This is a genomic window from Desulfobacula sp., from assembly GCF_021107415.1.
On sequence record NZ_JAIOSW010000100.1, the window covers coordinates 1 to 24710 of the forward strand.

Here is a 24710-nt window from a genome sequence, read left to right on the forward strand (position 1 = left end):
CAATTTATTAGCACAATTACACTACAAATAAGGAGATATCTTAATGGAACAAAAATTTAATGCATCAGTTCAATACAATGATTTATTGGGAAGCGTAGCTGCAGATAAAGCAGATAGAACCGGTCCTTCGAAATGGTTAGCTGATAAAAGATTAATCAATGACGATGAATTTATTGTCGGAATTTCAATGTCTATCGGAGAGAACCATGGCTCCCATCAAGATCCTGTGTATGTGACTTTTTTAGTTTCTGATCTAAAAGGACACAACAATGTACCTGAAATGCTTGAATCCATTGATGGACCAATGAAAGTTAAGAAGATTGAAGTGGATATGAATGTTACTGATTTTTTTGCACTCTTTAAGCGGTTTGAGGTAACAATGTCTACAAAAGGTATGATAGAAGGTAAAATGTACGAAACAGAATAATTGAAGTGCTAAAAAATGATCTAAGGGGCAGGTTTTCACTTACCTTGATTTGCCCCTAAACTCAATCCTTAAACTTTAAATATGGAAAGCTTCCGAAGGACAGAACTCATTCAATCAACTTAATAGGATAAATAGTTTAATTTATTGATCAGATCATCATCTTTCAGTCTTTAATTTAGTACAAATCAGGAAAAATTTTCCACATTAAAATATCATTGACACCCGAAAAATAAAATAGTTAAAATATCTGATCTGTTAAAAGCTCCTATGTTTTTGCAGATATCCCCGCCCCCGTGGGAATAGTCTCGCGAGGGTTACTTTTTCTCCAATAAAGAACATTCTGGCAGATTCTTCCTGACTCAATTATATTTTCACCATAGTTGATTTTTTGAAATACCTTTACAGGCATTATAAACATTGGTATGGCATTCTTGAACCAAATTTTATAATTTGTCTGGAAGGAGAAACAAACATGACTATTTATTTTGAGCTTCACCGTGTTTCGCCAAAAAAAAATGAGCCTCCTTTTCCGCCATATGTACATCTCGCTCTAAAAAGGCCCGCTCAGAATGAGCAAGGCAAGCTGCTTTTCAGTCCGATGCTTATGTCTGAAATGGAAATTGACGACACCTTTGATATGTTAATAACTGAGCTTCAAGCCTTAAGAAAAAAGGCAAAAAAGAGCATATAGGAGGATGGGCGAACAATCGGATTAAGGGCGGCTGCTTATACGAATCTTTAGAAATAATAAATTCTGCTAAAATGGAGATGACATTATGTCAATATTTGATATATTTTCGAGGTCAGTCCCTATCCCAAATTCATATGAAGAAGCTTATAACTTATCATATGGACTACTACATGATTCTCCTAAGAAGGCAATAAAAGTAATTAAATCTATTTGCGAGCAGAACCTGCCGGTCGAAGAATCCGATATTTTTTATTTGACTTCAATGGCAGCTTTAGCTTCTCGGCCAATCTATAAAGAAATAGAAATTTGTAAAAAACTCTTAAAAAAAGTGATGGCTATTAAACAAGATGATTTCACATCTAATTCAATTCTTTTTTCATTATCTACTGCTAAAGAAAATTTCAAAGATGCTATAGAATACGGAATCAATTTATTAAATGCAGATTATCAGGACTACATTAATAAATTGCAGCCCTGTTCAAAGAGTGAACTACCAGAGGTTAACAACTATTTAAAAAATACTTCAGAGATTTTTCAAAATATTAGCAGTGTTTTCCTTGAAGAGGGACATTATGATTTAGCAATAAAAGCGATAAAAATTTCTCATGAAATTTTACCTATTGAGTTTAAAGATAATGATGAATTTATTATTGCTTTGTTTGAAAACGCGATTTTGCAATCAAGAAATTTTATTTCAAAAGTTCAAAAGAATATTTTTGAAGAAGAATAACTATCAACATTATTACAAGACTTAATGGGTATTTCACTTGCAATTATATTTCATCATTTAGAAATTAATAATATGGGAAAGAATAAAGAACAAGTCAAACTAGAATATCACAAATTTATTCACCAACAATCAAGTGTGGGCGGTACAGGAAACGTAGATGACTTTTTATCTTGTTCAACGTATTACTATGAATCAGTTGATAAAATAGATTTTTTTGGAAATTATTTAACGGATGATGAAGAAAAATTTGCGGGGAAAATTATGGAATTTTTTTATGATGATCATGAGGAAATATGCGATAAACACATTAATGGATATCGTAAATATTTAGTAATAAATATAAAAATTAGTGTGATTCATTTTGGGATATATTCAGCTTAATTTTTTTATAATCATAATGCCTTTTAAAAATATTTTATATTGATGGAGATTGATATATGAATCTTCAAGAACTATTTTTTATTTATATTCAGGATGATGTAAATAAATTTCACTCTGGATGGTCCAAAAGAAAAACTAAACAATGGTTCAATTGCTATGCCAATATTAATGGAAAAGAGAGAGTTATAATGTGGGTTAAACAACCTAATAGAGATGGCAGTTTTTGGATATTTATTTCTATTATGTCGGTTAAAATATTTGATTTGCATGATTTGATAATAAATCAAAGAGGGAATGATTCAAGGAAATTTGAAATACAGGAAAAAAACATTCAAATGAAACCTGTCGAATTCCTTGACAGAGGTTTAACAGCTAAAAATGCCTGGGGAAAAAAATGGCCTGTTGGTATAAAAGTTGTTAATCCGAACCAATTTGATTTAATAAAAAAAATGATAATTCTTCAATGGCTTTAGAATCCTCGGTTCGAAATATATAAAAACGAATTCAAGTACCACCGAGAAGTTCTTGACAAGATCATTATCATTGCCAAACGTGATCTACAGATACAGAAATGACTTAACATCAAATTCGACGGTACTGCGAATACACCGCCCGTCAACTTCACGTTCAACTATATTTCCTGACAAGCTGAATAAAATCTACCCTTCCAGATTCAAGTTACTAATATAAAAAATTGAATAGAGAATTTCTTATATTGTACAAAAATTCAATCAGTTTTAACTGAAGGTTTTTTTCCTTCCCATCTTATCGGGCCAAGCTGTTCAAGCCCGGCCAGACCTGTTAAAGTATTTGCTTAAAACGAAAAGGACATTTTTCGCAATTTCTTTACTCTTGCAATAAGCTCCTTCGCTCTTTTATATTTTCTGGCATCATTGTCTTCCATTACACCTATTATGTGCCAGGCTATCATGCAGTGTGCCCCCCATTGCATGTAAACAGGCAGCAGCTTTTTATCGGTTTTGGTTAGCTTGTAATATTTTTGATATTCATTAAGAAAAACATGCAAAAGGTTTTCTGATAATTTGTTATCAACATAACAAAATCCATTGATCGCCGTCCCAAGTTCAAACAATAAGTTTTCGACACAAATTCCTTCAAAGTCTAAGACAGCAAGTAATTTATTGCCCCTGAACATTGTGTTGTCAGGGAATAAATCACCATGTACTAATCCTTTGCTGAGTTTTACCGACAAGGGGTCTTCCAGATAGTTGGTTTGTTCTATGAAATACTCGAAGATATCGGGCTGTGGATAAACGGCGTCAGGAATTTTTTGAATAACAGTTTTACAAAAATCAATATTTGCCCAGTTTTTTTGAGTGAAAAACGTTGGCACTTCCAGTAAATTCAGAGTGGCAGCAACCTTGGCTATCTGTTTTGTTGTTTCTGTATTCACCTCGGGATGATGTCCGTCTACAAATTCATATATCACAACATTATCACTGCCAAAAGTATTAATAAATTCATTGTCCCTGTCGGAAACAGGATAGGCTGAGGGTATGCCTTGAGTCTTTAGGTATTCGAAAATTTTTATTTCGGGAACAATTTCTTCAATTTTTTTGTTTTGATGAATTTTCAGCAGATAATCCCTCTCATCCGTACTTACTTTATAATTTACATTGGTATAGCCCCCATCCGTATGACTTATATTTGTAATCTTTCCACTATTGTATTTATCCATCAATAGCTGAATATCATGCATTGCTTTTGCTTTATCATTAAAATAATCCATTGGTATTTCTACAAAGGACTATTAGGAAAATCAACCTTTAATTCCGGGTATTTTCCTGATACATCTTGACCGAAAATAAAGCTTTCCGTATGATAACCCAAGCTTTCAGGTAATTCTTATATCTTTGGGAGAAAACAATGAATTTAAAATCATTTAGCACCTCTAATGCCGTTCAAAATTTAAAACATCTTTCTAAAACCTTTCAGGATAAAAAATTCCATCTGAAAAATTTGATTCAGGAAAAGAACAGGCTTGAAAAATTTTCTTTAAAATCAGATGAATTTTTTTATGATTATTCAAAGCAGAGGATCAATGATAGAGTTACAAATGAATTATTTAATCTTGCAAAAGAAACCAAAGCAAAAGACAATTTTTCCCGGATGGTATCCGGTCAAATTGTTAATGTAACGGAAAATAGAGCCGCTCTTCATACGGCAACAAGAGATTTTACCCATGATCATCTCCTGTTGGATGATCTGGATGTTATTTCAGAAATCAAGCGTGTAAACAAACAGATCAAACAGTTTTCAAAAAAAGTACACAACAATGAGATAAAAGGTTCTACAGGGAAATCTTTTACAGATGCTGTTGTGATTGGAATCGGCGGTTCCTATCTGGGATGTGAATTTGTTTACACTGCAATAAAAAATAGTGTTGAACCGCTTATTGGTCTTCATTTTCTACCCAACGTAGATATTGATAATTTTGGACAAATCATCAAAGCAATTGACCCTGAAACCTGCCTTTGGATCATTATTTCAAAATCTTATACCACAACTGAAACCCTTGCCAATCTAAACCAGGCTCTGTTATTTTTAAAAAATAATCACCTTGATCCTTCAAAACATCTTGTGACAGTGACAGCCAAGGGCAGCCCGGGCGATGATGCCTCAAACTCAAGCTTAGGTTCTTTTCATATGTTTGATTTTATTGGTGGAAGGTATTCTGTAACCTCTGCAGTCGGGGGACTTGCCTTAAGCCTTGCCTTTGGGTTTGATATTTTCAATCGCTTTCTCAAAGGGTGTCATACCATGGATTTACATGCCGTAAATGCCCCTGAGGAAAAAAATATCCCTTTGACAGCAGCTTTGATCAGTATATGGAATTCCAATTTTTTACACTATCCTGCCCAGGCTATTATCCCCTATTGCAGTGCCTTGTCAAGATTAGCCCCCCATGTACAGCAATTGTATATGGAAAGCCTTGGTAAAGGAGTGACGTCTGATGGTCAGATTTTGGAAAACCAGACCGGTGTTATCATTTTTGGTGAACCCGGGACCAATGCGCAACATTCGTTTTTTCAGCTTGCCCACCAGGGAAGTGTGTTTCCCATAGAATTTATCGGGGTAGTAAAACCGGCTTACAATAAGGATCAGGCTGAATCAAAAGGGGTTTATAATCATCAGGAGTTATGGGCCAATATGATTGCCCAGGGTCAAGCGTTGGCCATGGGAAAAGATAATGATAACAAGGCAAGATATTTCACAGGAAACAGGCCCTCTTCAACCATACTCATTAATGAATTAACACCTGAAAGCATCGGCATGCTTCTGGCTTTCTATGAAGCAAGAACCGTATATGAAGGATTTATACTGGGTTTAAATCCTTTTGATCAATTTGGTGTTGAGCTGGGTAAAGTGCTTGCTTCTGATATCAGGGATCAAATCAGAAGAAAAAACAATGATAAAACCATTGATTTTAATTCACTTGACCCGACAACGAAATTTTATCTTGATACCTTATTTAAAGGATCATTATAAAAACTTATAAATCACACTGCCCCATGTAAGGCCGGCACCAAGACCCGTAAAAATAACTATATCACCGGATTTACCAATACGTCCCTGCTCTATTGCTTCATGCAATGCAAGCGGAATGCTTGCCGCAGTGGTGTTTCCATATTTTTGAATATTATGAAATATTTTATTATCATCTAACTTTAAAAATTGTCCCAGGGCCTGATTAATTCTCATATTGGCCTGATGCGGGACAATCAGATCAATTTCATCCAGATTGATTTGTGCTTTTTTAAGGGATTCAATAATGACCTTTGGCAGCATTCTAACCGCTTTTTTAAATATGGCAGGACCATCCATGACAGGATAGTATCTTGGATCATCAATCGGCACACCTGGCGGAAATCGTAAAGGAAATTTTGATGCAGGAAGTTCCGTCATCAATGCCTGGGCAAAATTGCCATCCGCATGAAGACAAGAGGCAAGCACGCCTGCGGTTTCGTCGGTTTCAACTCCTTCAAGGCATACGGCTGCTGCCCCATCACCGAATATAACGGTAACATCCCTCCCCCTGGTAGATTTATCAAGACCGGAAGAATGCACCTCTGAACCCACTATAAGAATTTTATTGGCAAGACCCGTTTTTATATAGGCATCTGCCGTGGTAAGACCGTAAAGAAATCCTGTACACTGCTGCCTGATATCCAATGCCGGAGTAGAGTTAAGCCCCAGCTTTGCCGCAAGAAGGCACCCGCAACCGGGAAACATGATATCAGGACTCAGCGTCGCAAATATGATAAAATCAAGATCTTCGGGCTTCCAGCCCGCACTTTCCAAGGCTGTTTTAGAAGCTTCAAACCCTAAGTCAGACGCACCGGTTTCACCCTCCTGATCAATCCAGTATCTTTGCTCAATCCCGGTTCTTTGTTTTATCCATTCATCAGAGGTATCCAGAATTTTTTCAAGGTCATGATTGGTAATGATATTGTTTGGAACAAACATCCCCGTACTTTTTATGATGCTTCTTTTCATAGAGTTTTCCTTAATCCTAAATTATCATATTGATAAAATTTTTTTCTACTATTATTATGCACGCCTTATAATATTAATTTTTTAATTAGGCAAGAATCTTAAACAAAATTTAAATACTATTGACAATTTTGTTAATTTCTGATTTTTTCCTTCTAGAGTTAAACAAATCTATTATATGGAGAAACGGGTATAAAAACTTTCCTTTACCATTTAAGAGGCATAGAATGGCAGACCCAAGCAGACTTCTGATTGTTGATGACAATGAAGATATTTTATCAACCTTTTATGAATTTTTTAATTCAATGGGCTATGAAGTGAAAACTGCAGTGGATGGTTTTGCTGCTTTAAAAGTATTAAGAGACAGATCTAATTGTTTTGATTGCCTGATCACAGACCTTGTAATGCCCAATATCAGTGGTGTCGGACTAATTTCCATTGTGAAAAAAGAATATCCCAAACTTAAGATTATTGCCATGACGGGATATGGCGATCAACCGGGTGCACTGGCTTCTGAAGCCGAAGCTGATATTGTTCTTTTTAAACCCATTGACTTGTTTAAAATTGAAAATACTGTTTCCGAATTGATTAACCAAGAGAATGATCAACAAGAAAATTAAGGTAAAGCCATGAGCACACCTTTAATTGGCGTCAGTAAATCAATCTTAAAGATAAAAGAACTGATCAATCATGTAGCCGACACCTGCCTGAATGTATTGATAACCGGCGAAACCGGTGTGGGTAAGGAAGTCGTTGCCCAAAATCTTTATACAGAATCAAACAGGTGCTCAAAAAACTTTGTAAAAATTAATTGTGCTGCATTGCCTGAAACACTTCTTGAAAGCGAACTCTATGGTTATGAAAAAGGCGCTTTCACCGGTGCCCATAGAAAACGACCGGGAAAATTCCAAACAGCAGATAAAGGTGTTCTTTTCCTTGATGAAATCGGTGATATGCCAATAGCATTACAGTCAAAAATGCTTCATGTACTTCAAAGCGGGGAGTTTTCTCCCCTTGGATCAGATCATGATTTTAAAACCGATGTATGGGTGATTGCAGCGACCAACCATGATCTTGAAGAAAGCATGTATAACAAAACCTTTAGAGAGGATCTTTTTTACCGGCTGAATATTATTAAAATTGATATTCCGCCTTTACGTGAAAGAAAAGAGGACATCTCTCCTCTTATTGAATATTATTTCAGACTTTATAAATCAGAATATCCCAATAACCATGGCAGCAAACCTGATTCAGATATGTTTGCAAAACTCTGCAATTATCCCTGGCCCGGGAATGTTCGACAGCTCCAAAATTGTATTAAGAAACAAATGATTTTGAACTCATGGCAGAAAGTTTTTAATGAACTTCCAAAGGAACATGAGGACGATCTTCCTGATATACTGACAGATGAGCAACTCGGTGAGACTCAATCATTTGCAAAGAATGAGTTTGCAAATGACCGGTCCAGTATTATTTCCCAATTTGTCGATCTCTCCACAAGTTCTGAAAAATTATTTGAAGACATTTCTTTAAAAAAAATTAAAAAACTGGCTTCAGACAGAGTGGAAAAAGAAGTCATTGCTTTTGTTTTAGAAAAACTTGGCTGGAACAGATCCAAAGCTGCAAAAATACTCAAAATCAGCTATAAAACCCTGCTTTATAAAATGAGCGAGTTTGAAATTCATCCTCCTATAAAATAGTTTATCCCCCCTACATTATTATCCTTTACTTAATCTATATTTTTACATATAGATTAAATTCGTGTGATGTTTTAAAAGCATATTTAATAAAGCTTTTAAAAAAAATTAATTATCATTTAAAGGAGGTAACATGAAAAAGATTGCTTGTTTAGTGGTTGTAACCTTTGCCTTTGCCATGATGTTTTCAACATCTGCATTCAGTGCAAGAAAAACGATTATCAAAATCGGTATCAATGCCCCTATGACCGGAGATATTCCAAAGGTTGGGGAAGGTTCCAAATATGCTGCATTGTTATGGCTTGAGGACATTGAAAAAGCCGGCGGTCTTGAAGTTGGCGGCAAAAAATATGAAGTTGAGCTTGTTATCGAAGATAATGAGTCCAAAGCAGAATCAGCTGTAAAAGCAAATACCAAAATGATCACTCAGGATGATGTCCTTGCCATTATTGGCCCTCAGTCTTCCAAACAGGCAGTTCCTGCCGGTGAAGTTGCCAATAAGTATAAAACCGTTATGATCAGCCCCTGGTCTACCAATCCTGCGACCACTCTTGACAGACCCTATGTATTTCGCGGGTGTTTCCTTGATCCGTTCCAGGGTCCTGTTGTAGCCAATTTTATTACGGATGAATTCGGATTTACAAAAGCGGCTGTTCTTTATGATGTTGCCTCTGATTATCCCAAAGGACTGGCTGAGGTGTTTAAGGCAGCATGGGAGAAAAAACATGGGGCAGGCTCTGTTGTTGCTTATCAAAGCTTTACAACAAAAGACACGGATTTTTCTTCTCAGTTGACTCAGATTGTTAAATCAGGTGCCGAAGTTCTTTTTACCCCCCAGTATTATAATGAAGTTCCCCTTATCGTTCGACAGGCAAAAGAACTTGGATGGAAAGGTCCCATCGTTGGATCTGACTCCTGGGGATCTGCTGAAACTGTTGAGCTATGCGGTGAAGCCTGTTATGGGCTTTATTTTTCATCTCACTATGCAGCAGCCGGCGCCAAAGGCGCAACAAAAGCATTTATCGACAGATATACTGACAATTACGGGTATATTCCCGATGATGTAGCCGCCCTTACATGGGATGCACTTCAGCTTGCCCAGCAGGCCATTCAGGATGCGGGTAAAATTACCGGAAAAATTGAAAAAGACAGGGCAGCTGTTAAAGACGCCCTTACAAAAATCAAAAATTTTGCCGGTATTACAGGAAACATGACGTTCACCCCCGAAGGTGACCCCATCAAATGCGCTGTTATTGTAAAAATTAACGATAGCGGTGAATATGAATTTTATAAATCCAGTTGTCCTTAACGGATCAAGTGGTATCGTTTAATTAATATAATGACTGCCATGCATTTTGTGCATGGCAGTCATAATTCTATAGAACAGGAGTTGGTGAATGGAATCTTTGATAGAATTAGGTCAATTTATTCTTCAAAACCTGATTCATGCACTCCAGAGAGGCAGTTTCTACGCCGTGATATCCATTGGGTATTCAATGGTATACGGTGTTTTAATGCTCTTTAATTTTGCCCATGGCGATATTTTTATGGTGGCCACATATATCGGCTTTGGGATTGCAACACTCTTTCTTGCATTATTTGCCGGGTTTATACCCGGTCCCCTTATCTTCCTTGCCACGGTTGTTATTACCATGTTTCTGGCTTCCTGGGTCGGCGTTTTTGTTGAAGTGGCAGGATACAGGCCTTTAAGGTCTGCACCCCGTGCATCCGCAGCCATCACCGGTTTAATGATCGGCATTATTTTTGAGACGGGTATATTAATTCTGCTGGGTGCGAAAAGATTGAGTTTTCCACCATTGATGGAATCTATTACCTACAATGTCGGTGGTATTTATTTTACAAATGTAAAAGTGATGATCATTATCATATCACTTTTCTTAATGATTGCCCTTCATACCTTTATCCAGAAAACAAAATGGGGAATGGCCATGCGGGCAATGTCATATGATTTTCTTGCCGTTCCATTGATGGGGGTATCCATAAATATTATTGCACCCTTAACTTTTGCAGTGGGTGCCGGTCTTGCAGCGGTTGCCGGTATTCTCTATGGACAAGCCTACCCGATTCTGGACCCCTATATGGGGGTTATTATTGGGTGGAAGGCATTTGTAGCAGCAATTCTTGGTGGTCGAGGCTCTATGAAGGGCGCTGCCCTTGCCGGATACCTTATAGGATTTATCGAGATATTTGTTGCCACTATCTTCCCGTCAACCCTGAGAGATCTTATTGCCTATTCCATTATTCTTCTTATCCTGACATTCAAACCCAGGGGATTCTTTGGAATGGAACACAGCACAAAATTAAGACTTTAATTGTTTAACTTCAATAGATACAGGAAAGCACCATGGAAATAGCAAGAAAATTTAAAAACATGTTTTCTACAGTACCGATGCTGGGATGGCTGTTAGGTATATTTGCCGCCGTACTCATCGAATATTACTGGGGCTATGATTATATTTCATACTATCTTGGCTTACCCAAAATACCGGTTTTATTCGGCACTCTGATTATGCTTAAGAACCCAATGATGATACCCGGCGTGATTGGGTATGATCTTATCGTTTACGTTATTCCGATTCTTTTGATTGCAAAGGCATCCAATTTTTTTACCAATCCTGTTGCTGCCATCCTGGAAAAAACACCTCTGTGGCTGTCAGCCATTATTCATTTGGTTTTTTTCTATGGTGTGCTTCATTTATGGGCCGGAATCAATGATTACAGAGTACTTGTTGTCAAGCTGACGCTGATTTCCATTATCTTAACCATCAGTATCAATGTGATTAACGGATATCAGGGAGAGTTTTCCTGTTCCCACCCCGGGTTCATGGCTATCGGCGCCTATATTTCCTCGATCATAACACTATATTTTTTTGTTGCTGACAAAACCTTTGGTGCCGCTGTTTTATCCTCGGATTTAGGTCCCTGGCTATTTCCCTTTGCTCTAATAGCAGGCGGCATTGGCGCATCACTTGCCTCTCTGCTGGTGGCGGTCCCTTCTTTTAGAACCAGAGGGGATTATCTGGCCATTATTTCTCTTGCATTTATGTTTATTATAAAGAGTGCTATTGAAAACCTCAATGTCATCGGCGGCGCCAGGGGAATGGGAGGGCAGCCCGATTATGCGCCCCTGCCCATCATCTTCATCTGGACAATGCTGTGCATCTGGGTGGTCCACAATTTTGTCACCTCTATCATGGGAAAAGCATTAAATGCTGTTCGAGATGATGAAGCTGCCTCGGAATCCATGACAGTTAAAACCCGAAAAACCAAAATGACCGCGTTTATGTTCGGTGCATTCTGGGCAGGCATTGCAGGGGGATTGTTTGCCCATGTCCTGGCCTATATCAATCCGGGTATGTTCAGTATAAACAGACTTGCTGAAATACTTGCCATGGTCTATTTTGGGGGTCTTAATTCTATTATCGGTTCCATTGTCGGGGCTGTCAGTATCAATGTTTTGGGCGAAGCCTTAAGGCCGCTTGAACTCTTTAAATGGATTATTATTCCACTTATTTTAATTTTAGTGATGATTTTCCGTCCATACGGCCTGATTTCCTTTAAAGAAATCAATGCCAAAAAGCTCTTAAGAGCCAAACATAAAAGAGAACAAGGAGCCTAACCATGTCAGCATTGCTCAATGTTAATAAAATGACGCATTATTTTGGGGGCCTTAGAGCGGTACATAATTATAATCTAAATATCAAACCCCGGCAGATCACAGGCCTTATCGGACCAAACGGTGCGGGAAAGACAACCATATTTAACTTAATTACAGGCGTCTATACGCCGACAGAAGGTTCCATCACTCTTGAGAATCAAAATATCAAAGGCCTTGAAACCAATGAAATTGCTGCTAGAGGATTGGGCAGAACATTTCAGAATCTCGCATTGTGGCGGCATATGAATGTTCTGGATCATATTAAAATGGCCCACTATTCACAATTATCCTATGGGCTGATCGGGTCATTTTTTAATACTCCAAAATGCAGGCAGCAGGAAACAAAAGTTGAAGAAAATTCTTATCGACTGCTTGAACTGTTTGATATCAAGCAGCATGCAGATCAACTGGTTACCAGTCTGTCCTATGGTGCCCAGAGACGTGTAGAAATGGCAAGAGCCATGGCAACCAATCCGAAAATTCTTTTTCTTGATGAACCTACCGCAGGAATGACACCGGATGAACTGGTTCAAATGATAAAAATCATTCGCCAGATTCATCAGGATTTTAAAGTGGCCATTTTTCTGATTGAACACAGGATGAAATTTGTAATGGAATTGTCTCAATATATTCAAACCCTGGTCTTTGGGGAAATCATTGCAGAAGGACCACCTGAAGAAATTCAGAATAACCCTGAAGTTATTGAGGCTTATCTCGGCAAGGAGGATGTAACCTGATGCAGCTTAAAGTTAAAAATTTAAAGGTTTCCTACGGAAATATCAAGGCACTTCACGGGATTAATTTTAGCGTTGAAGCAGGCGAACTTTTAACTATTATCGGTGCCAATGGTGCCGGAAAAAGCACCACGTTAAGGGCAATTTCCAGGATGATTCCGTCAGAACCGGGCTCTGTTCTTGAATTTGAAGGAAAAAATCTTCTTAAATACAGCACGGATAAAGTTGTTTCAAAATTAGGCATATCCCACGTACCTGAAGGAAGGAGAGTCTTTGGCAATCTCACGGTAACAGAAAATCTCGCCCTTGCCTGTTTTGCCAGAAAAGATACTGATCAGATCAACAAAGATAAAAAATGGGTGTTTAATCTGTTTCCAAGGCTTTATGAGAGAAAAGACCAGCTTGCCGGGACTTTATCCGGTGGTGAGCAGCAGATGCTGGCTGTTGGAAGGGGATATATGAGCGGTCGCAAAATCATGCTTTTAGATGAGCCTTCCATGGGACTGGCCCCGATTCTCATGCTTGAAATGTTTGATGCGTTAAACGAAATCAACAAATTAGGCACAACCATCCTGCTGGTTGAACAGAATGCCAGACTCGCCTTGAAATTTGCCCAGAGAGGATATGTAATAGAGAATGGTTCCCTTGTCCTTGAGGGACCTGCAGATGAACTGCTCGATAACCCGGATGTTAAAAAGGCCTATCTTGGTGCTTAAATCAAATCAATAGGGCTTTTGCTCTTTTTAGGACTTTTGCAAGGGGATGCCCCATTTTTTCATGTATTTCCATACAGAGGTTCGGCTTTTTTGAATCCGTCGACCCACTTCTGCCTTATTCCAATTGCAGTCTTTCAGTAATTTTAAAAGTTCCGTTTTTGTCAACTTTGCAGCCTTATCTAAATTATATGAACTAGTTTGGACGGAATTAACAACCGGGCGAGTTATACCAGGACCACTTAACTGAATTCCATGGTTTTCCCTGATCTCCACCGGAAGGTCTTTAAGTTCAATGTGATTTGAATTACAGATCACAAAGGCATGTTCAATGGCATTTTCAAGCTCTCTTATATTTCCAGGCCATGAATGTTCCATCAATCGTTTCATCCCCTGTGTATCAACCTTTTCTATGGATTTATTCTCCCTCTTATTTCCTTTTTTAATAAAATGATTCACCAGTATCGGGATATCTTCACGACGTTTTTTTAAAGGGGGAACATTAATGGGAAAAACTTTTAATCGATAAAATAGATCTTCTCTGAATTTTCCCTGTTGCGTCAGTTCATAAAGGTTTTTATGGGTGGCTGCTATAATTCTGATATCTATCTTTTTTTGTTTTGAGTCCCCTACCCTTTCAATTTCTCTTTCCTGGAGGACTCTTAGCAGCTTTATCTGCATATAAGGGGTCAATTCTCCAATCTCGTCAAGAAAAATAGTTCCCCCGTCAGCCTCTTCAAATCTTCCTTTTCGATCTTTATGAGCCCCGGTAAATGCCCCTTTAACATGACCGAAGAGTTCGCTTTCAAGCAAGGTTTCGGAAAGCGCGGAACAATTGACGATAATCAAAGGATTTGAGGAACCAGCACCATTATAATGAATGGCTTTGGCAACCAGTTCTTTTCCCGTCCCGCTTTCACCTTGGATCAGCACTGTAGCCCTGCTGTTTGCTACAGCCCGTATGGCATCAAACACATTCTGCATTACAGCACTTTTTCCAATAATACTTCCAAGCCGATACGTTTTTTTAAGCTTCTTTTGAGCCTCCTCAGCCGTTTTTTTTATTTTTTTTAATTCAGTCAGGTCTGTAATCGTTTCAACAATTCCGAGAATATGCTCATTCTCATCCCGGGCAAGTCTTGCATTTTTTATTACAGCAACATCGTGTCCGTTCTTGTGCTTGATAAAACATTCTTTAGCTTCTGTTTTTCCATGCTTGAGCACGCCGCATTTATGAATATTGGCCGGGCATTCCTTTCCGAAACACCGGCTGCATTCAATCAGACTGCAGGTATTGCCGATAGCTTCCTGTTCAGAATACCCACTGATTTTTTCCATAGACTTGTTCCAGGATGTAATGATGCCCTGGTCATCCAAAGTAAAAAGGCCTTCTGCCATGGTATCAAGAATCTGGTTTAAAAAATTAACATTCCATAATTGATAGGTTTCCATATTGCATCCTTTTTATATAACGATTGACAGGTTTTAATTCTAAAATAAGTAACGTTACCATCATCGTCAAGATTTGGAAACTTTTTAAACGCTATTGCTTGTTTTCCGGTATTTCTTTTTGAATTTTTTTCTTGTCTGTCACCTGACAGGCATCTCTCATTCAGGTGGATATACCCATTTTAGGAAGGATATAGACCTGTACCAGGATATAAATCCCCAGGAAGATGAGAATGTAAACCATTTCTTTCATGTGTACCTCATTTGTTATAGTTTAATTTTTAATTGCCAAATAGACAATTACACAAATTTATAAGCAAGGGGTATACCAGCTATATAATTCTATTGCATATAAGGTATATATGATATGGTCTTTGTCAAAAAAACGTTACAAACCGAAACCGTTATAATAAAGTAACGTTCCTTTTTTTAATTACAATCATAGCGTTATGATATATTTAGATGATTTCTATTATTATATTATTTATTTTCAATAGGTTATCATATTTCTTACTGGGAAGAAAAAAATATGTGGCATACTTTTTGACTATACTAATTATTCTAATAGTTATTTTATCAAATTATTTATGGAGGCTAATTAAAATGGATATGGATCAATTCCAGGAAACGTTAAAAAATGGTGTTACACTCGTGGATTTTAATGCAAATTGGTGCGCTCCTTGTAAAGCACAGGAACCTGTCATCAAAAAACTGATCAAAACATATCAAAATCGTGCATCCATCATTGAAATCAATATTGACGACCACAGAACATTGGCTACACAATATATGGTTCAAAGCATTCCTACATTAATTCTTTTTAAGGATGGCAAAGAGATTAAAAGGTTTGTGGGGCTTCAATCCGAAACCACCATTGCAAAGAGCCTGGATGACGTGATATAAAAGCTGAATAATTAAAAAAATCGGAGGTTCTAATGGGCAAATGTATCAATCATCCTGATCGAGAAACCAGTTATATCTGCATGAAACACAACATTTATCTTTGCGAAGAATGTCTGGAATGTCGTGACCCTGATATATATTGCAAATTCAGATCTTCCTGCCCGATCTATTTTATTACCAAAAAAGGGTTTGAATCTTCTGAGGAGAAACCTGTTGAGAAAGAATCTGTTAAGGAAGAATGCATTGTCATTTTTGAACCAGGGGAAAAAAAAGTTGCTGTCACCCCGGGGACAAATTTATTGGAAGCTTCTCAAAAAACTGATATTCATATCAATGCATCCTGCAATGGTAAGGGGTCCTGTGGAAAATGCAAATTGATCATAGAATCCGGTAAGGTAGACTCAGAAAAAACCTCTCTTTTAAGTGATAAAGAAAAAGAAAAAGGGTATGTCCTTGCCTGTCAATCAAAGATTTTTGAAAATATCATTGTTAAAATACCCGAAGAGACAATCGAAAAGAAACTAAAAGCAGCCGGAATGGGAGAGACTGCCACAAAAAAACTTTCAGGCCTTGTAGAAAAAATTGAACCCATTGTCGAAAAAGTTCCCCTGCAGCTTGATTTGCCCACAATGGAAGATACCATCAGTGATTTTGACCGGTTGAAACGCCAGCTTAAAAAACTGGGGTATGATACGTCCAAAATGAGCACCAACATCAGGGTAATGCGTCAATTGACAGAATCTGTAAGAGATGATGAATGGAAGGTTATTGCTTCCGTACTATGGAAAAAATGTTCTTCGGAAATCGTTGATGTCACCCCGGCAAACAACCAGAAAGCTTCGTTTGGAATGGCCGTGGATCTGGGAACAACCTCAATCGTTGTCTATATCGTGGATATGGCAGATGGTGCCATACTAAGTACTGCATCAGGTCATAACCGTCAGGCCGCGTGTGGTGATGATGTCATCAATCGCATTGTCTGTTCTGAAAAAGATGGTATAAAAAAATTAAAAAAGATGGCCATTTCTACTATCAATGATTTGACAAAACAGGCCATCAGTTCAATTAATGCAGATCATAAACAGATTGAAAGTATTGTTATATCCGGCAATACAACAATGATCCATCTATTACTGGGAATCAATGCAAAATATATTAGAAGAGAACCCTATATCCCGACTGTTTCTGAATTCCCGATTATTAAAGCCGGGGAAATCGGATTAAAGGCGGCTTATTATGCCGGTGTTTTTATTATGCCGGGACCTGCCAGCTATGTTGGCGGAGATATTGTTTCCGGTGTACTATACACAGGATTCAATCAGTTTGAAGATATTATCCTTTTCATTGATATTGGAACAAACGGGGAAATTGTCCTGGGCAATAATGAATTTCTTATGACGGCAGCCTGTTCTGCAGGCCCTGCTTTTGAAGGCGGAGGTATCCGATGGGGCATGCGTGCAGAAGACGGCGCCATTGAAAAAATCACTCTTGACCCAAAAACCTTTGAACCTGAGTATTTCACCGTAGAAAACAAGCCGGTAAGGGGAATTTGCGGATCAGGAATGATAGACCTCTTATCTGAAATGCTTTTAAAGAAAGTCATTGGTCAGGATGGTAAATTTCAGATTGCTGCTGATCATCCACGATTTATCCTGTTCAATGAAGAACCTGGGTTCATTATTGAATTTGCAGACAATATTGATTCAGAAGAAAATATTATCTTTACCCAGTCAGATATAAAAAGTTTGATTCTCAGCAAGGCTGCAATATATGCAGGATTCAGTATCCTTCTTGAACAGGTTGGAATGGATTTTTCTTCCATCAGCCAGATGATTATTACCGGTGGTTTTGGGCAATACCTCAATATTGAAAAGGCAATAACCATAGGATTGCTCCCGGATATTGAAAGAGAAAAATTCAAATATATGGGAAACAGCTCCATAGCCGGTGCTTATATGGCACTTCTCTCCAATACCTATCGACAGCAGGCCATTGCTATTTCAAATGCAATGACATATCTTGATTTTTCAAGTAATAATACCTTTATGGAAGAGTTCACCAGAGCCCAGTTTTTACCCCATACCGATGCAAACTTATTTCCAAGCGTTCACGTTCACGCAAACTAAACCGTAAAAGGAGTTTATATAATGCTGGGATTATTGTCAGTCATACAAAAGAATCTCGTCTGGGCCATCCCGGTCTCCATGATGTTCGGATTAATCTATGGATATCTGTTTGATGCAGCTGTCTTAAAACAATTCATTATCCCGGTTACATTTATCATGGTCTACCCCATGATGGTGACATTAAATGTGAAAACCATCTTTAAAGGTCATGACCTTAAACTGCAACTGGTGACCCAGATCATCAATTTCATATTTGTTCCTCTGCTTGTATTTTTTATTGGAAAAATATTTCTATCAGGCGAAGCACCCAAATTTGCTCTCTGGGCAGTTGGACTTTTTTTGATAGGTGTTCTGCCGACATCAGGAATGACCATTTCCTGGACTGGATTTGCAAAAGGTAATAAGGAAGCTGCCATTAAAATGGTTGTATTCGGACTTGTGATTGGCTCTCTTGCTGCCCCGATATTTACCAAAGTGTTCATGGGTGCGACCATAGAAGTAAATATGCTTCATATGTTCAAACAAATTGCGATATTTGTATTTTTCCCCTTATTTGTCGGCCTTTTAACCCAGACTTTAGGAATGAAAAAATATGGCCAAAAAATATGGAATGAAAAAATCAAACCTAAATTTCCTCCGTTTTCTGCTTTAGGCGTCGTCTTGATAGCATTTCTTGCCATGTCCCTTAAAGCAAAACATATCATTGCCAATCCCGGTGATATTATCATCATTTTGATCCCTTTAACCGTTTTTTATCTTATATCATATGTTTTATTAACAATAGTCGGCAGGTTTTTCTTTTCAAAAGAAGATGCCATTGCCATGGTTTTTGGCGTTGTTATGCGTGATTTATCCATCGCGCTTGCCATTGCCATGACAGCTTTTGGTAAACAAGGAATGACCATAGCGCTTTTAATCGCCCTTGCCTATATTATTCAGATTCAGTCTGCTGCATGGTATGTAAAATTTGTTAATTTTATGTTTGGCGAATCCAAAGTAAAGAAGAAAGAGACTATTGAGTTTGAAAAGGATAAAGCATTAAAAGTTCCTGAATTTGAAAAAAATGGTTCCATGATAATTGATGTTAAAAAAATACTCTTTGCTACGGACTTATCTGAAACTGCCAGGTACGCTGTTAAATATGCCTGCAGCATTGGAAATAAATACAATGCCCAGGTTCATGCCATCCATGTCGTCCCTGATGTGCTGGATGAATACTCTTCAGGAACTGGGATAAATTTGTCAGGCTCCATTGACAAAAAGAAATGGGATGAGTTTAACCGGAAAAATATTGAGACGGCGAAAAAGCTTATTCGTGAAAGGATGAAAGTCACATCACAAAAGGTGCTTGAACAAATGCCCCATTGTCCACTTTCAGAAAATCGGACCATTGTTACAGTAGGCAATCCGGTTGATATAATCGTTAATACTGCACAGGATAATAACTTTGACCTGATTATCATGGGGACCCATGGACATGGGAAATTTGAAGAAATGGTGTTGGGAAGCACTGCCAGCGGTGTAATTCTTAAATCCAAGGTACCGGTGCTTGTGGCAAAACCCTCTTAAATCAGTATTATTTAAGCGTTTTTAAAAAATTTGATATTATTTAAACCCTACCGACCTGTAAGTATTTTTTTATTCCGGTAATCTTTTGACCCAGCCTGACATGAGCACAACATGTTGTGCCCATGTCAGGCTGGGCGTATATTTCAGTTTTAAAATCTTTCTCATACTTTTATTGACAAAAAGCATCTTCCTATCTAATCTAACATGAACGTTGATGAGAATCAGGACATGGCTATGAAGTAAAGAAAAGGAGGTCAACCATGAAAAGGATGTTCAACGCATTTAGTTTGGGTAATCTGGATATTGTGAATCGATTTGTTTTTCCCCCGATCAAATTAGGCTATGGCAATCCCGATGGCACTGTGACGGATCGCCAGTTGAATTTCTATCAACAGATTGCAAAAAACGGACCGGGATTAGTGATTATTGAGCCTGTTTCGGTTACAGCTGATGGCAGGGAACACCCTAAACAACCCTGCATCCATCTCCCGGAGAGCGTAAGGGAACTCAAGAAGATTGTCGAGGTTATACATGGAGAAGGTCGCCTTGCCTGCCTTCACCTGAATCATGCCGGGGCCGGGGCACTTCCCAAGATCATCGGGGGTAAACCCAAGGCGCCTTCGGTTATGACATGCGTTGCAAGGGAAGAGACCGTTTCAGATGCACTTACCGGGGAAGAAATCGAGATGATCCTTGGCGGTTACAAATCGGCTGCGGAAAAGGCACTGGAAGCTGGGTTTGACGTTATAGAAATCCAGGGGGGCCACGGTTACCTCATCTCTCAATTCCTGAATGCAAAACTCAATAAAAGGGAAGATCGCTTTGGCCAGGACCGGCTGCTCTTTGCAAGGGAAGCCCTTTCACGAGTGAAAGAAGGCGCCCCTGGGGTCCCATTTGTTCTTAGGATTTCCGGTAACGAGATGTCCCCGGAGTTCGGCATCAGCCAGGAAGACTTACTGCCCCTCCTGAAATTGGCCGAAGAAATGAGAATCAGGGCGATACACGTAGGAATGGGAAACGCCTGCTTCAGCCCTCCATGGTATTTTCACCATACCAGCCTCCCGGACAAGCCTCAGATGGATGCCTTAGCCTGGGTACGTGAGCACACCACACTTCCCCTGATTGTCGCGGGCAGGATGGGCAGAAAGGAAAAGGTAATCAAGGTCCTGGATGACGGATTAGCCGATCTTGTGGCCCTTGGAAGACCGCTTATTGCCGATCCCGATCTCGTAGAAAAATGGCAAACGGGAATGGATGAGGAGGTCATGTATTGCGGCTATTGCCTCCAGGGATGCCTCCATCGCATGAAGAGCGGAGAACCCCTGGGTTGCAATTTGAATCCGGCCGTTGGTCTGCCTGAGCTGGTGCCCACGTCCAACCCCATAAAAGTTTTAATCGCAGGGGGAGGCCCCGCGGGCATGAGTACGGCGCTATACATGACCAGACGCGGTCATCAGGTTACACTTGCCGAGAAAACGGATCATTTAGGCGGACAATTTGCCATCGCATGGCAGGCCCCCGGAAAGGAAAAAATGAAACAGGGGCTGGATACTATTGAACGCTCTGTGAAGGCGAGTGAGACTTCTATCCTTATGAACAGGTCTCTTGACACAGCCCTTGTTCAGGAAGTTCAGCCGGACCTTCTTGTCTGGGCTACCGGAGCGGTTCAGAATATCCCGGAGATCAAGGGCCTTGATAATCAGTATGTCATGACTTCCATAGAGTATTTCCAAGGGGAAAAGGAGGTAAAAGGGCCGAGGTTCCTGGTTATCGGGGCCGGAAGGGCCGGAATCGAGATCGCCGAGAAATTAGGCAAGGAAGGTTATGAAGTAGTCGCTACAAAGCGGACAGAACCCATAGGAAGCATGATGGAGATGATCACAAAAAAACTGGCCTTGATGAGGATTGGGCAGATGGACAAGGTGACCCTGATGCCTCATACAACGGTTAAAGAGTTCAAGTCTGATAGCGTTGAGGTGGAAAAGGATGGGGATAGAATAACTCTGGAACCATTCCGGACCGTTATCCTGTCGTCCGGTATGCTGTCAGCGCCGGGGCCGGACGAAGACATCGTGAACGCCGTCCCCAGGGTGGAAATCATCGGAGACGCCGGAGAGGTCCAGGATATTTTCAGTGCCATCCATGCGGGGTATGATCTTGCACTTAAGTATTGAATAACCGTTCAAGGATAACCTTGAACCTGTGAATGCTTACCATAATACTTAAAACTTTGGATTTAAAAATAATATTGAATGGCTAGTACGATCTTGGCTTTGTTGATTTTTTCACCATATTCGGTTTTGCTGCCCCCGATAAGAAAGCTTGTTTTTATTTCCAAAGTTAAATTGGTCAAAGGCGAATAGGTGATCTGGGGTGTTATGGATGCACTTTGATCATCCATGTTATAAATAAAAATTATTGTCGGAACAAAATATAAGATGTCAAAGGGTTCTTTTTGAGAAATTTTTAAATATAAATAATCTTTCATGGCAGCCTGTTGATTATAATAAGCTGCGTATGTTTTACTCTTGGAAATCAAAGCTTTACTTGATGTATTTAAATACTGGTCAAACCCTCTCTCAATAAAAGAGAGATAATTCTCGTATTCCCGGCCTGAATATCCCTGTCCATTCCGATAATATTCTAATATATAGGTCGTGTCTTGACTTGAAAGATACCGCAGACCCAATAGTAAATTAAAGGCCGTGTATTCCTGTTCACTGATATTTCCATAGTCATCAATTATATATTGATGATAATCTTTAACCAAAGCCACATCTCCATGAATTTCAAACGAGGGGGAAAGATTCTTAGAGAAATCTACTCCAAAGCGGTCTTCCATATTATCACTGATTAAAAACATGAAATCAACATCACTGTCAAAGGCAAAAAAATAAAATTTTGTGCCCCAGATGAATTCATCTTTTTGACCAAGCTCATGATTAAGTTCCCTGGTAACAGGTACTAAAACAGGTGTTATGGCAAATGTCTTAAGAATGCCTTCCATGCTTTTGATATAATCAGCGCTTAAAGAATAATATCCTTCCAATGTTGCATCAGGATCATTAAGATCTTTTGGCCTGCTAAAGAATGCACTAGGGCTGAATGCATATCCTTTTCCCCATTTATGCACTTTTTTCCCTGCATCGAAAGCCCAGGCAAAAGAAGGCTGAAAAGATATATAAAATTCCTCAGCCTTTCTTTCAGATTCAAAGTTTTCATCATCGTTATAATAGAAAAGGCCATTGAATCTGCCATATAATTTAATGATGTCCTTCTGGTATTTGCCTTCAATTGTTAAATCAAGATCTGTCTGCCAGGCCGTAGTATCATTTTTATTATCCAGATATTTCTGCTTAAATAAGAGCGAATCTCGATCAAGAAACCTTATGGTTTCTTTTGTTTCAATATCACCATTTACCGAATATGGTTTTTTCTCAAATTCCTCAGTTTTAAAATCAAGGTCGAGATCAATCAATACGTCGTCAATGTTTTGTGAAAATGCTGTCACATAGGAAAAAAACACCAGAAACCCAAAAACAAGACCGACAAAATCCTGTCTCATTATTGTCGCAGCCCATCAATTTTCTGCATATAGTTCAGACTGAATACTTCACTGGGAAGGTCTCTCTTTTTTACTTTTGCAAACACAATATAAGATTTATATCCCTTATACAAAGGACTGTCTGTTTCGATAATAGCCGGACGGATGATACCATCGCCAAAATCCTTAATATTTTTAAAATAAAGATTTTTTATTAACATTCCAGATGCGGCATAGCACTCAATCTTATGGGGAAGCAATTTTTCAGAATCAATGAACATGGTAACGGCTTCATAGGCCACATTTTTTACCTTGGCCTTTAAATAGAGGGTGTATCCTTTATCAGTTGTTTCTATTTTCTCACAATTGTATTCAGCGCTGTAATCCACCCGCATAATATCAGAATTATTAAAGATTTCCCCTGTTACAGATTGAAGGCTTGTAATTCTGATCGGCTTTCCAACATTTGGAATATATAACCACATGTTGTCTCCGATACGCAGGGTACTTCTTCCCTTTTCACTGGCAGGTGAAAGAAAAATCGATGCCATCTTCTCTTTACCTTTTTTCACGGAAAACATGATAAATTCTTTTTTTGTGCCGTCCGGCTCAATATTTATCAATTTTCTGTACATTTCAAAGCTTTCAGGGTTTAAATTTCGATCCACTTGTTTGAGGATTTCATTTCCGTCCAGGGCAAATGCCGTCATTGACCCAAAAAGACCCAGCAAAGCGATTATAATTATTTTTTTCATTTTTTTCACCTTTATTAAACTATCTATTAAATTAAACATGCCCCAATGCATCAACCGGCTCCATTCTTGATGCTTTATAGGCTGGCTGCAAACTCGCAAAGACAGAGATAAATAAAACAATGAATGATACCCACAAAAGCTCAGTTATATTTACAGAAGGAGATAACAATATATTATCCTGACGGCCAAAGGCAATACTGATTTTGTAAATATTTAATAAAAATATACCGGACAATCCAATGATATTGCCGACAATTGTACTGATAATGCCCAATAAAAGTCCTTCAGCAAGAAAAAGATTCATGATCCTGGAAGGTGCGGTCCCAATGGCAGCCATAGTACCGATTTCCCTGACACGCTCGTATACAGACATCATCATTACATTAAGAATACTGATCAGTACAATAGCAATCATGATTGTTTTCATTGCAATGGTCATAAGGTCTATCATTTTGGCAATGTTTGAAAACGGAGAAAGTTTCTCCCAGGTATGTATTTCAAACTGAGGTTTTCCTTTTTTATTTATAACCTTGCTGAATTTTAAAAAAAGATCTGCATATACCTTTTCAAGTTTATCAAAATCATGTAATCGAACAGCCACCTCAATCACTTCGGGTTTATCCATGCGCAGGAGTTCCTGTGCATCTTTTATATGCATATATCCCTCTTTACCCTGGGGACCTAGCATCGTCTCAATAATACCGGCAATTTTAAAGTTCAAACCATTCACACTGCCGTCCTTGTTATTTGAAACCAGCACTATTGGGTCACCAATTTTGAGGTTCATCCCCTTGACC

Annotated in this window: 23 protein-coding genes; 17 read left to right on the top strand and 6 right to left on the bottom strand. The window is 38.6% G+C overall.

Translation table 11 applies throughout. The features are described 5' to 3' along the window. Window positions 1-43 precede the first annotated feature (43 nt). The 5 genes from K8S13_RS05175 to K8S13_RS05195 all read left to right on the top strand — a co-directional run bounded on the left by K8S13_RS05175 (window position 44) and on the right by K8S13_RS05195 (window position 2702). Window positions 44-427 (top strand): hypothetical protein, encoded by a 384-nt coding sequence (locus K8S13_RS05175; protein WP_291460959.1) that lies wholly within the window; start codon window positions 44-46, stop codon window positions 425-427. A 472-nt stretch (window positions 428-899) separates the two neighbouring features. Further along, window positions 900-1118: a hypothetical protein gene (locus K8S13_RS05180; RefSeq protein WP_291460961.1), complete on the top strand. Its 219-nt coding sequence runs from the start codon at window positions 900-902 to the stop codon at window positions 1116-1118. Window positions 1119-1203: 85 nt separating this feature from the next. Continuing rightward, a complete protein-coding gene (locus K8S13_RS05185) occupies window positions 1204-1848 on the top strand; it encodes a hypothetical protein (protein ID WP_291460963.1) in 645 nt (214 codons plus the stop codon). A gap of 24 nt (window positions 1849-1872) precedes the next feature. Beyond that, window positions 1873-2229 (top strand): hypothetical protein, encoded by a 357-nt coding sequence (locus K8S13_RS05190; RefSeq protein ID WP_291460965.1) that lies wholly within the window; start codon window positions 1873-1875, stop codon window positions 2227-2229. Between the two features lie 56 nt (window positions 2230-2285). Further along, window positions 2286-2702, top strand: a complete 417-nt coding sequence (locus tag K8S13_RS05195; protein ID WP_291460966.1) for a hypothetical protein — start codon at window positions 2286-2288, stop codon at window positions 2700-2702. Between the two features lie 341 nt (window positions 2703-3043). On the opposite strand, the gene K8S13_RS05200 is transcribed toward K8S13_RS05195, so the two are convergent. Further along, window positions 3044-3979 (bottom strand): phosphotransferase, encoded by a 936-nt coding sequence (locus K8S13_RS05200; RefSeq protein ID WP_291460967.1) that lies wholly within the window; start codon window positions 3977-3979, stop codon window positions 3044-3046. A 137-nt stretch (window positions 3980-4116) separates the two neighbouring features. Between K8S13_RS05200 and pgi the strand changes: the two genes are divergently transcribed. Beyond that, window positions 4117-5739: a glucose-6-phosphate isomerase gene (gene pgi, locus K8S13_RS05205; RefSeq protein WP_291460968.1), complete on the top strand. Its 1623-nt coding sequence runs from the start codon at window positions 4117-4119 to the stop codon at window positions 5737-5739. Here the strand turns inward: pgi and K8S13_RS05210 are convergent. After that, window positions 5734-6747, bottom strand: a complete 1014-nt coding sequence (locus K8S13_RS05210; protein WP_291460969.1) for a 3-oxoacyl-ACP synthase III family protein — start codon at window positions 6745-6747, stop codon at window positions 5734-5736. The genes pgi and K8S13_RS05210 overlap by 6 nt on opposite strands. A gap of 224 nt (window positions 6748-6971) precedes the next feature. Here K8S13_RS05210 and K8S13_RS05215 point away from each other — a divergent pair, with 224 nt between their 5' ends. The 7 genes from K8S13_RS05215 (at window position 6972) to K8S13_RS05245 (ending at window position 13570) form a co-directional block, all read left to right on the top strand. After that, window positions 6972-7364, top strand: coding sequence for a response regulator (locus K8S13_RS05215; RefSeq protein WP_291460970.1), 393 nt, complete (start codon window positions 6972-6974; stop codon window positions 7362-7364). 9 nt (window positions 7365-7373) lie between these two features. Beyond that, window positions 7374-8444 (top strand): sigma-54-dependent Fis family transcriptional regulator, encoded by a 1071-nt coding sequence (locus K8S13_RS05220; RefSeq protein ID WP_291460971.1) that lies wholly within the window; start codon window positions 7374-7376, stop codon window positions 8442-8444. A 130-nt stretch (window positions 8445-8574) separates the two neighbouring features. Further along, the gene (locus K8S13_RS05225) at window positions 8575-9750 is read left to right on the top strand and encodes an ABC transporter substrate-binding protein (protein ID WP_291460972.1); all 1176 of its coding nucleotides are present in this window, start codon (window positions 8575-8577) and stop codon (window positions 9748-9750) included. Between the two features lie 88 nt (window positions 9751-9838). Continuing rightward, window positions 9839-10774 carry a branched-chain amino acid ABC transporter permease gene (locus K8S13_RS05230; RefSeq protein WP_291460974.1) on the top strand — a complete coding sequence of 312 codons (936 nt, stop codon included), beginning with the start codon at window positions 9839-9841 and terminating at the stop codon, window positions 10772-10774. A 32-nt stretch (window positions 10775-10806) separates the two neighbouring features. Then, window positions 10807-12081 carry a branched-chain amino acid ABC transporter permease gene (locus K8S13_RS05235; protein ID WP_291460976.1) on the top strand — a complete coding sequence of 425 codons (1275 nt, stop codon included), beginning with the start codon at window positions 10807-10809 and terminating at the stop codon, window positions 12079-12081. Window positions 12082-12083: 2 nt separating this feature from the next. After that, window positions 12084-12857 (top strand): ABC transporter ATP-binding protein, encoded by a 774-nt coding sequence (locus K8S13_RS05240; protein WP_291460978.1) that lies wholly within the window; start codon window positions 12084-12086, stop codon window positions 12855-12857. Then, a complete protein-coding gene (locus K8S13_RS05245) occupies window positions 12857-13570 on the top strand; it encodes an ABC transporter ATP-binding protein (protein WP_291460980.1) in 714 nt (237 codons plus the stop codon). The genes K8S13_RS05240 and K8S13_RS05245 overlap by 1 nt, the downstream gene beginning before the upstream one ends. A gap of 27 nt (window positions 13571-13597) precedes the next feature. On the opposite strand, the gene K8S13_RS05250 is transcribed toward K8S13_RS05245, so the two are convergent. Then, window positions 13598-15019: a sigma 54-interacting transcriptional regulator gene (locus K8S13_RS05250; RefSeq protein WP_291460981.1), complete on the bottom strand. Its 1422-nt coding sequence runs from the start codon at window positions 15017-15019 to the stop codon at window positions 13598-13600. Window positions 15020-15619: 600 nt separating this feature from the next. Between K8S13_RS05250 and trxA the strand changes: the two genes are divergently transcribed. The 4 genes from trxA to K8S13_RS05270 all read left to right on the top strand — a co-directional run bounded on the left by trxA (window position 15620) and on the right by K8S13_RS05270 (window position 21788). Then, window positions 15620-15919 (top strand): thioredoxin, encoded by a 300-nt coding sequence (gene trxA / locus K8S13_RS05255; RefSeq protein ID WP_291460982.1) that lies wholly within the window; start codon window positions 15620-15622, stop codon window positions 15917-15919. Window positions 15920-15951: 32 nt separating this feature from the next. Continuing rightward, complete coding sequence (locus K8S13_RS05260; RefSeq protein ID WP_291460983.1) at window positions 15952-18045, top strand: ASKHA domain-containing protein; 2094 nt, start codon at window positions 15952-15954, stop codon at window positions 18043-18045. A 21-nt stretch (window positions 18046-18066) separates the two neighbouring features. Beyond that, window positions 18067-19614 (top strand): universal stress protein, encoded by a 1548-nt coding sequence (locus tag K8S13_RS05265; RefSeq protein WP_291460984.1) that lies wholly within the window; start codon window positions 18067-18069, stop codon window positions 19612-19614. Between the two features lie 260 nt (window positions 19615-19874). Beyond that, entirely contained in the window at window positions 19875-21788 is a 1914-nt protein-coding gene (locus K8S13_RS05270) for an FAD-dependent oxidoreductase (protein ID WP_291460985.1), read from the top strand. A 62-nt stretch (window positions 21789-21850) separates the two neighbouring features. On the opposite strand, the gene K8S13_RS05275 is transcribed toward K8S13_RS05270, so the two are convergent. The 3 genes from K8S13_RS05275 to K8S13_RS05285 all read right to left on the bottom strand — a co-directional run. Continuing rightward, window positions 21851-23179, bottom strand: coding sequence for a hypothetical protein (locus K8S13_RS05275; RefSeq protein ID WP_291460987.1), 1329 nt, complete (start codon window positions 23177-23179; stop codon window positions 21851-21853). Beyond that, window positions 23179-23913, bottom strand: a complete 735-nt coding sequence (locus tag K8S13_RS05280) for an outer membrane lipoprotein-sorting protein (protein WP_291460988.1) — start codon at window positions 23911-23913, stop codon at window positions 23179-23181. Before K8S13_RS05280 ends, K8S13_RS05275 begins: the two co-directional genes overlap by 1 nt. A 31-nt stretch (window positions 23914-23944) precedes the next feature. Then, window positions 23945-24710, bottom strand: a 766-nt coding sequence (locus K8S13_RS05285; protein WP_291460990.1) for an FtsX-like permease family protein, incomplete at its 5' end; no start/stop codon positions are given.

What these genes read in the sequence shown, in the direction of transcription:
- K8S13_RS05270 (WP_291460985.1), top strand. Translation starts at nt 19,875, where the DNA reads ATGAAAAGGATGTTCAACGCATTTAGTTTGGGTAATCTGGATATTGTG.
- K8S13_RS05185 (WP_291460963.1), top strand. Translation starts at nt 1,204, where the DNA reads ATGTCAATATTTGATATATTTTCGAGGTCAGTCCCTATCCCAAATTCA.
- K8S13_RS05225 (WP_291460972.1), top strand. Translation starts at nt 8,575, where the DNA reads ATGAAAAAGATTGCTTGTTTAGTGGTTGTAACCTTTGCCTTTGCCATG.
- K8S13_RS05245 (WP_291460980.1), top strand. Translation starts at nt 12,857, where the DNA reads ATGCAGCTTAAAGTTAAAAATTTAAAGGTTTCCTACGGAAATATCAAG.
- K8S13_RS05175 (WP_291460959.1), top strand. Translation starts at nt 44, where the DNA reads ATGGAACAAAAATTTAATGCATCAGTTCAATACAATGATTTATTGGGA.
- K8S13_RS05190 (WP_291460965.1), top strand. Translation starts at nt 1,873, where the DNA reads ATGGGTATTTCACTTGCAATTATATTTCATCATTTAGAAATTAATAAT.
- K8S13_RS05195 (WP_291460966.1), top strand. Translation starts at nt 2,286, where the DNA reads ATGAATCTTCAAGAACTATTTTTTATTTATATTCAGGATGATGTAAAT.
- K8S13_RS05220 (WP_291460971.1), top strand. Translation starts at nt 7,374, where the DNA reads ATGAGCACACCTTTAATTGGCGTCAGTAAATCAATCTTAAAGATAAAA.
- K8S13_RS05280 (WP_291460988.1), bottom strand. Translation starts at nt 23,913, where the DNA reads ATGAAAAAAATAATTATAATCGCTTTGCTGGGTCTTTTTGGGTCAATG.
- trxA (WP_291460982.1), top strand. Translation starts at nt 15,620, where the DNA reads ATGGATATGGATCAATTCCAGGAAACGTTAAAAAATGGTGTTACACTC.
- K8S13_RS05250 (WP_291460981.1), bottom strand. Translation starts at nt 15,019, where the DNA reads ATGGAAACCTATCAATTATGGAATGTTAATTTTTTAAACCAGATTCTT.
- K8S13_RS05210 (WP_291460969.1), bottom strand. Translation starts at nt 6,747, where the DNA reads ATGAAAAGAAGCATCATAAAAAGTACGGGGATGTTTGTTCCAAACAAT.
- K8S13_RS05215 (WP_291460970.1), top strand. Translation starts at nt 6,972, where the DNA reads ATGGCAGACCCAAGCAGACTTCTGATTGTTGATGACAATGAAGATATT.
- K8S13_RS05240 (WP_291460978.1), top strand. Translation starts at nt 12,084, where the DNA reads ATGTCAGCATTGCTCAATGTTAATAAAATGACGCATTATTTTGGGGGC.
- K8S13_RS05235 (WP_291460976.1), top strand. Translation starts at nt 10,807, where the DNA reads ATGGAAATAGCAAGAAAATTTAAAAACATGTTTTCTACAGTACCGATG.
- K8S13_RS05260 (WP_291460983.1), top strand. Translation starts at nt 15,952, where the DNA reads ATGGGCAAATGTATCAATCATCCTGATCGAGAAACCAGTTATATCTGC.
- K8S13_RS05180 (WP_291460961.1), top strand. Translation starts at nt 900, where the DNA reads ATGACTATTTATTTTGAGCTTCACCGTGTTTCGCCAAAAAAAAATGAG.
- K8S13_RS05230 (WP_291460974.1), top strand. Translation starts at nt 9,839, where the DNA reads ATGGAATCTTTGATAGAATTAGGTCAATTTATTCTTCAAAACCTGATT.
- K8S13_RS05200 (WP_291460967.1), bottom strand. Translation starts at nt 3,979, where the DNA reads ATGGATTATTTTAATGATAAAGCAAAAGCAATGCATGATATTCAGCTA.
- K8S13_RS05275 (WP_291460987.1), bottom strand. Translation starts at nt 23,179, where the DNA reads ATGAGACAGGATTTTGTCGGTCTTGTTTTTGGGTTTCTGGTGTTTTTT.
- pgi (WP_291460968.1), top strand. Translation starts at nt 4,117, where the DNA reads ATGAATTTAAAATCATTTAGCACCTCTAATGCCGTTCAAAATTTAAAA.
- K8S13_RS05265 (WP_291460984.1), top strand. Translation starts at nt 18,067, where the DNA reads ATGCTGGGATTATTGTCAGTCATACAAAAGAATCTCGTCTGGGCCATC.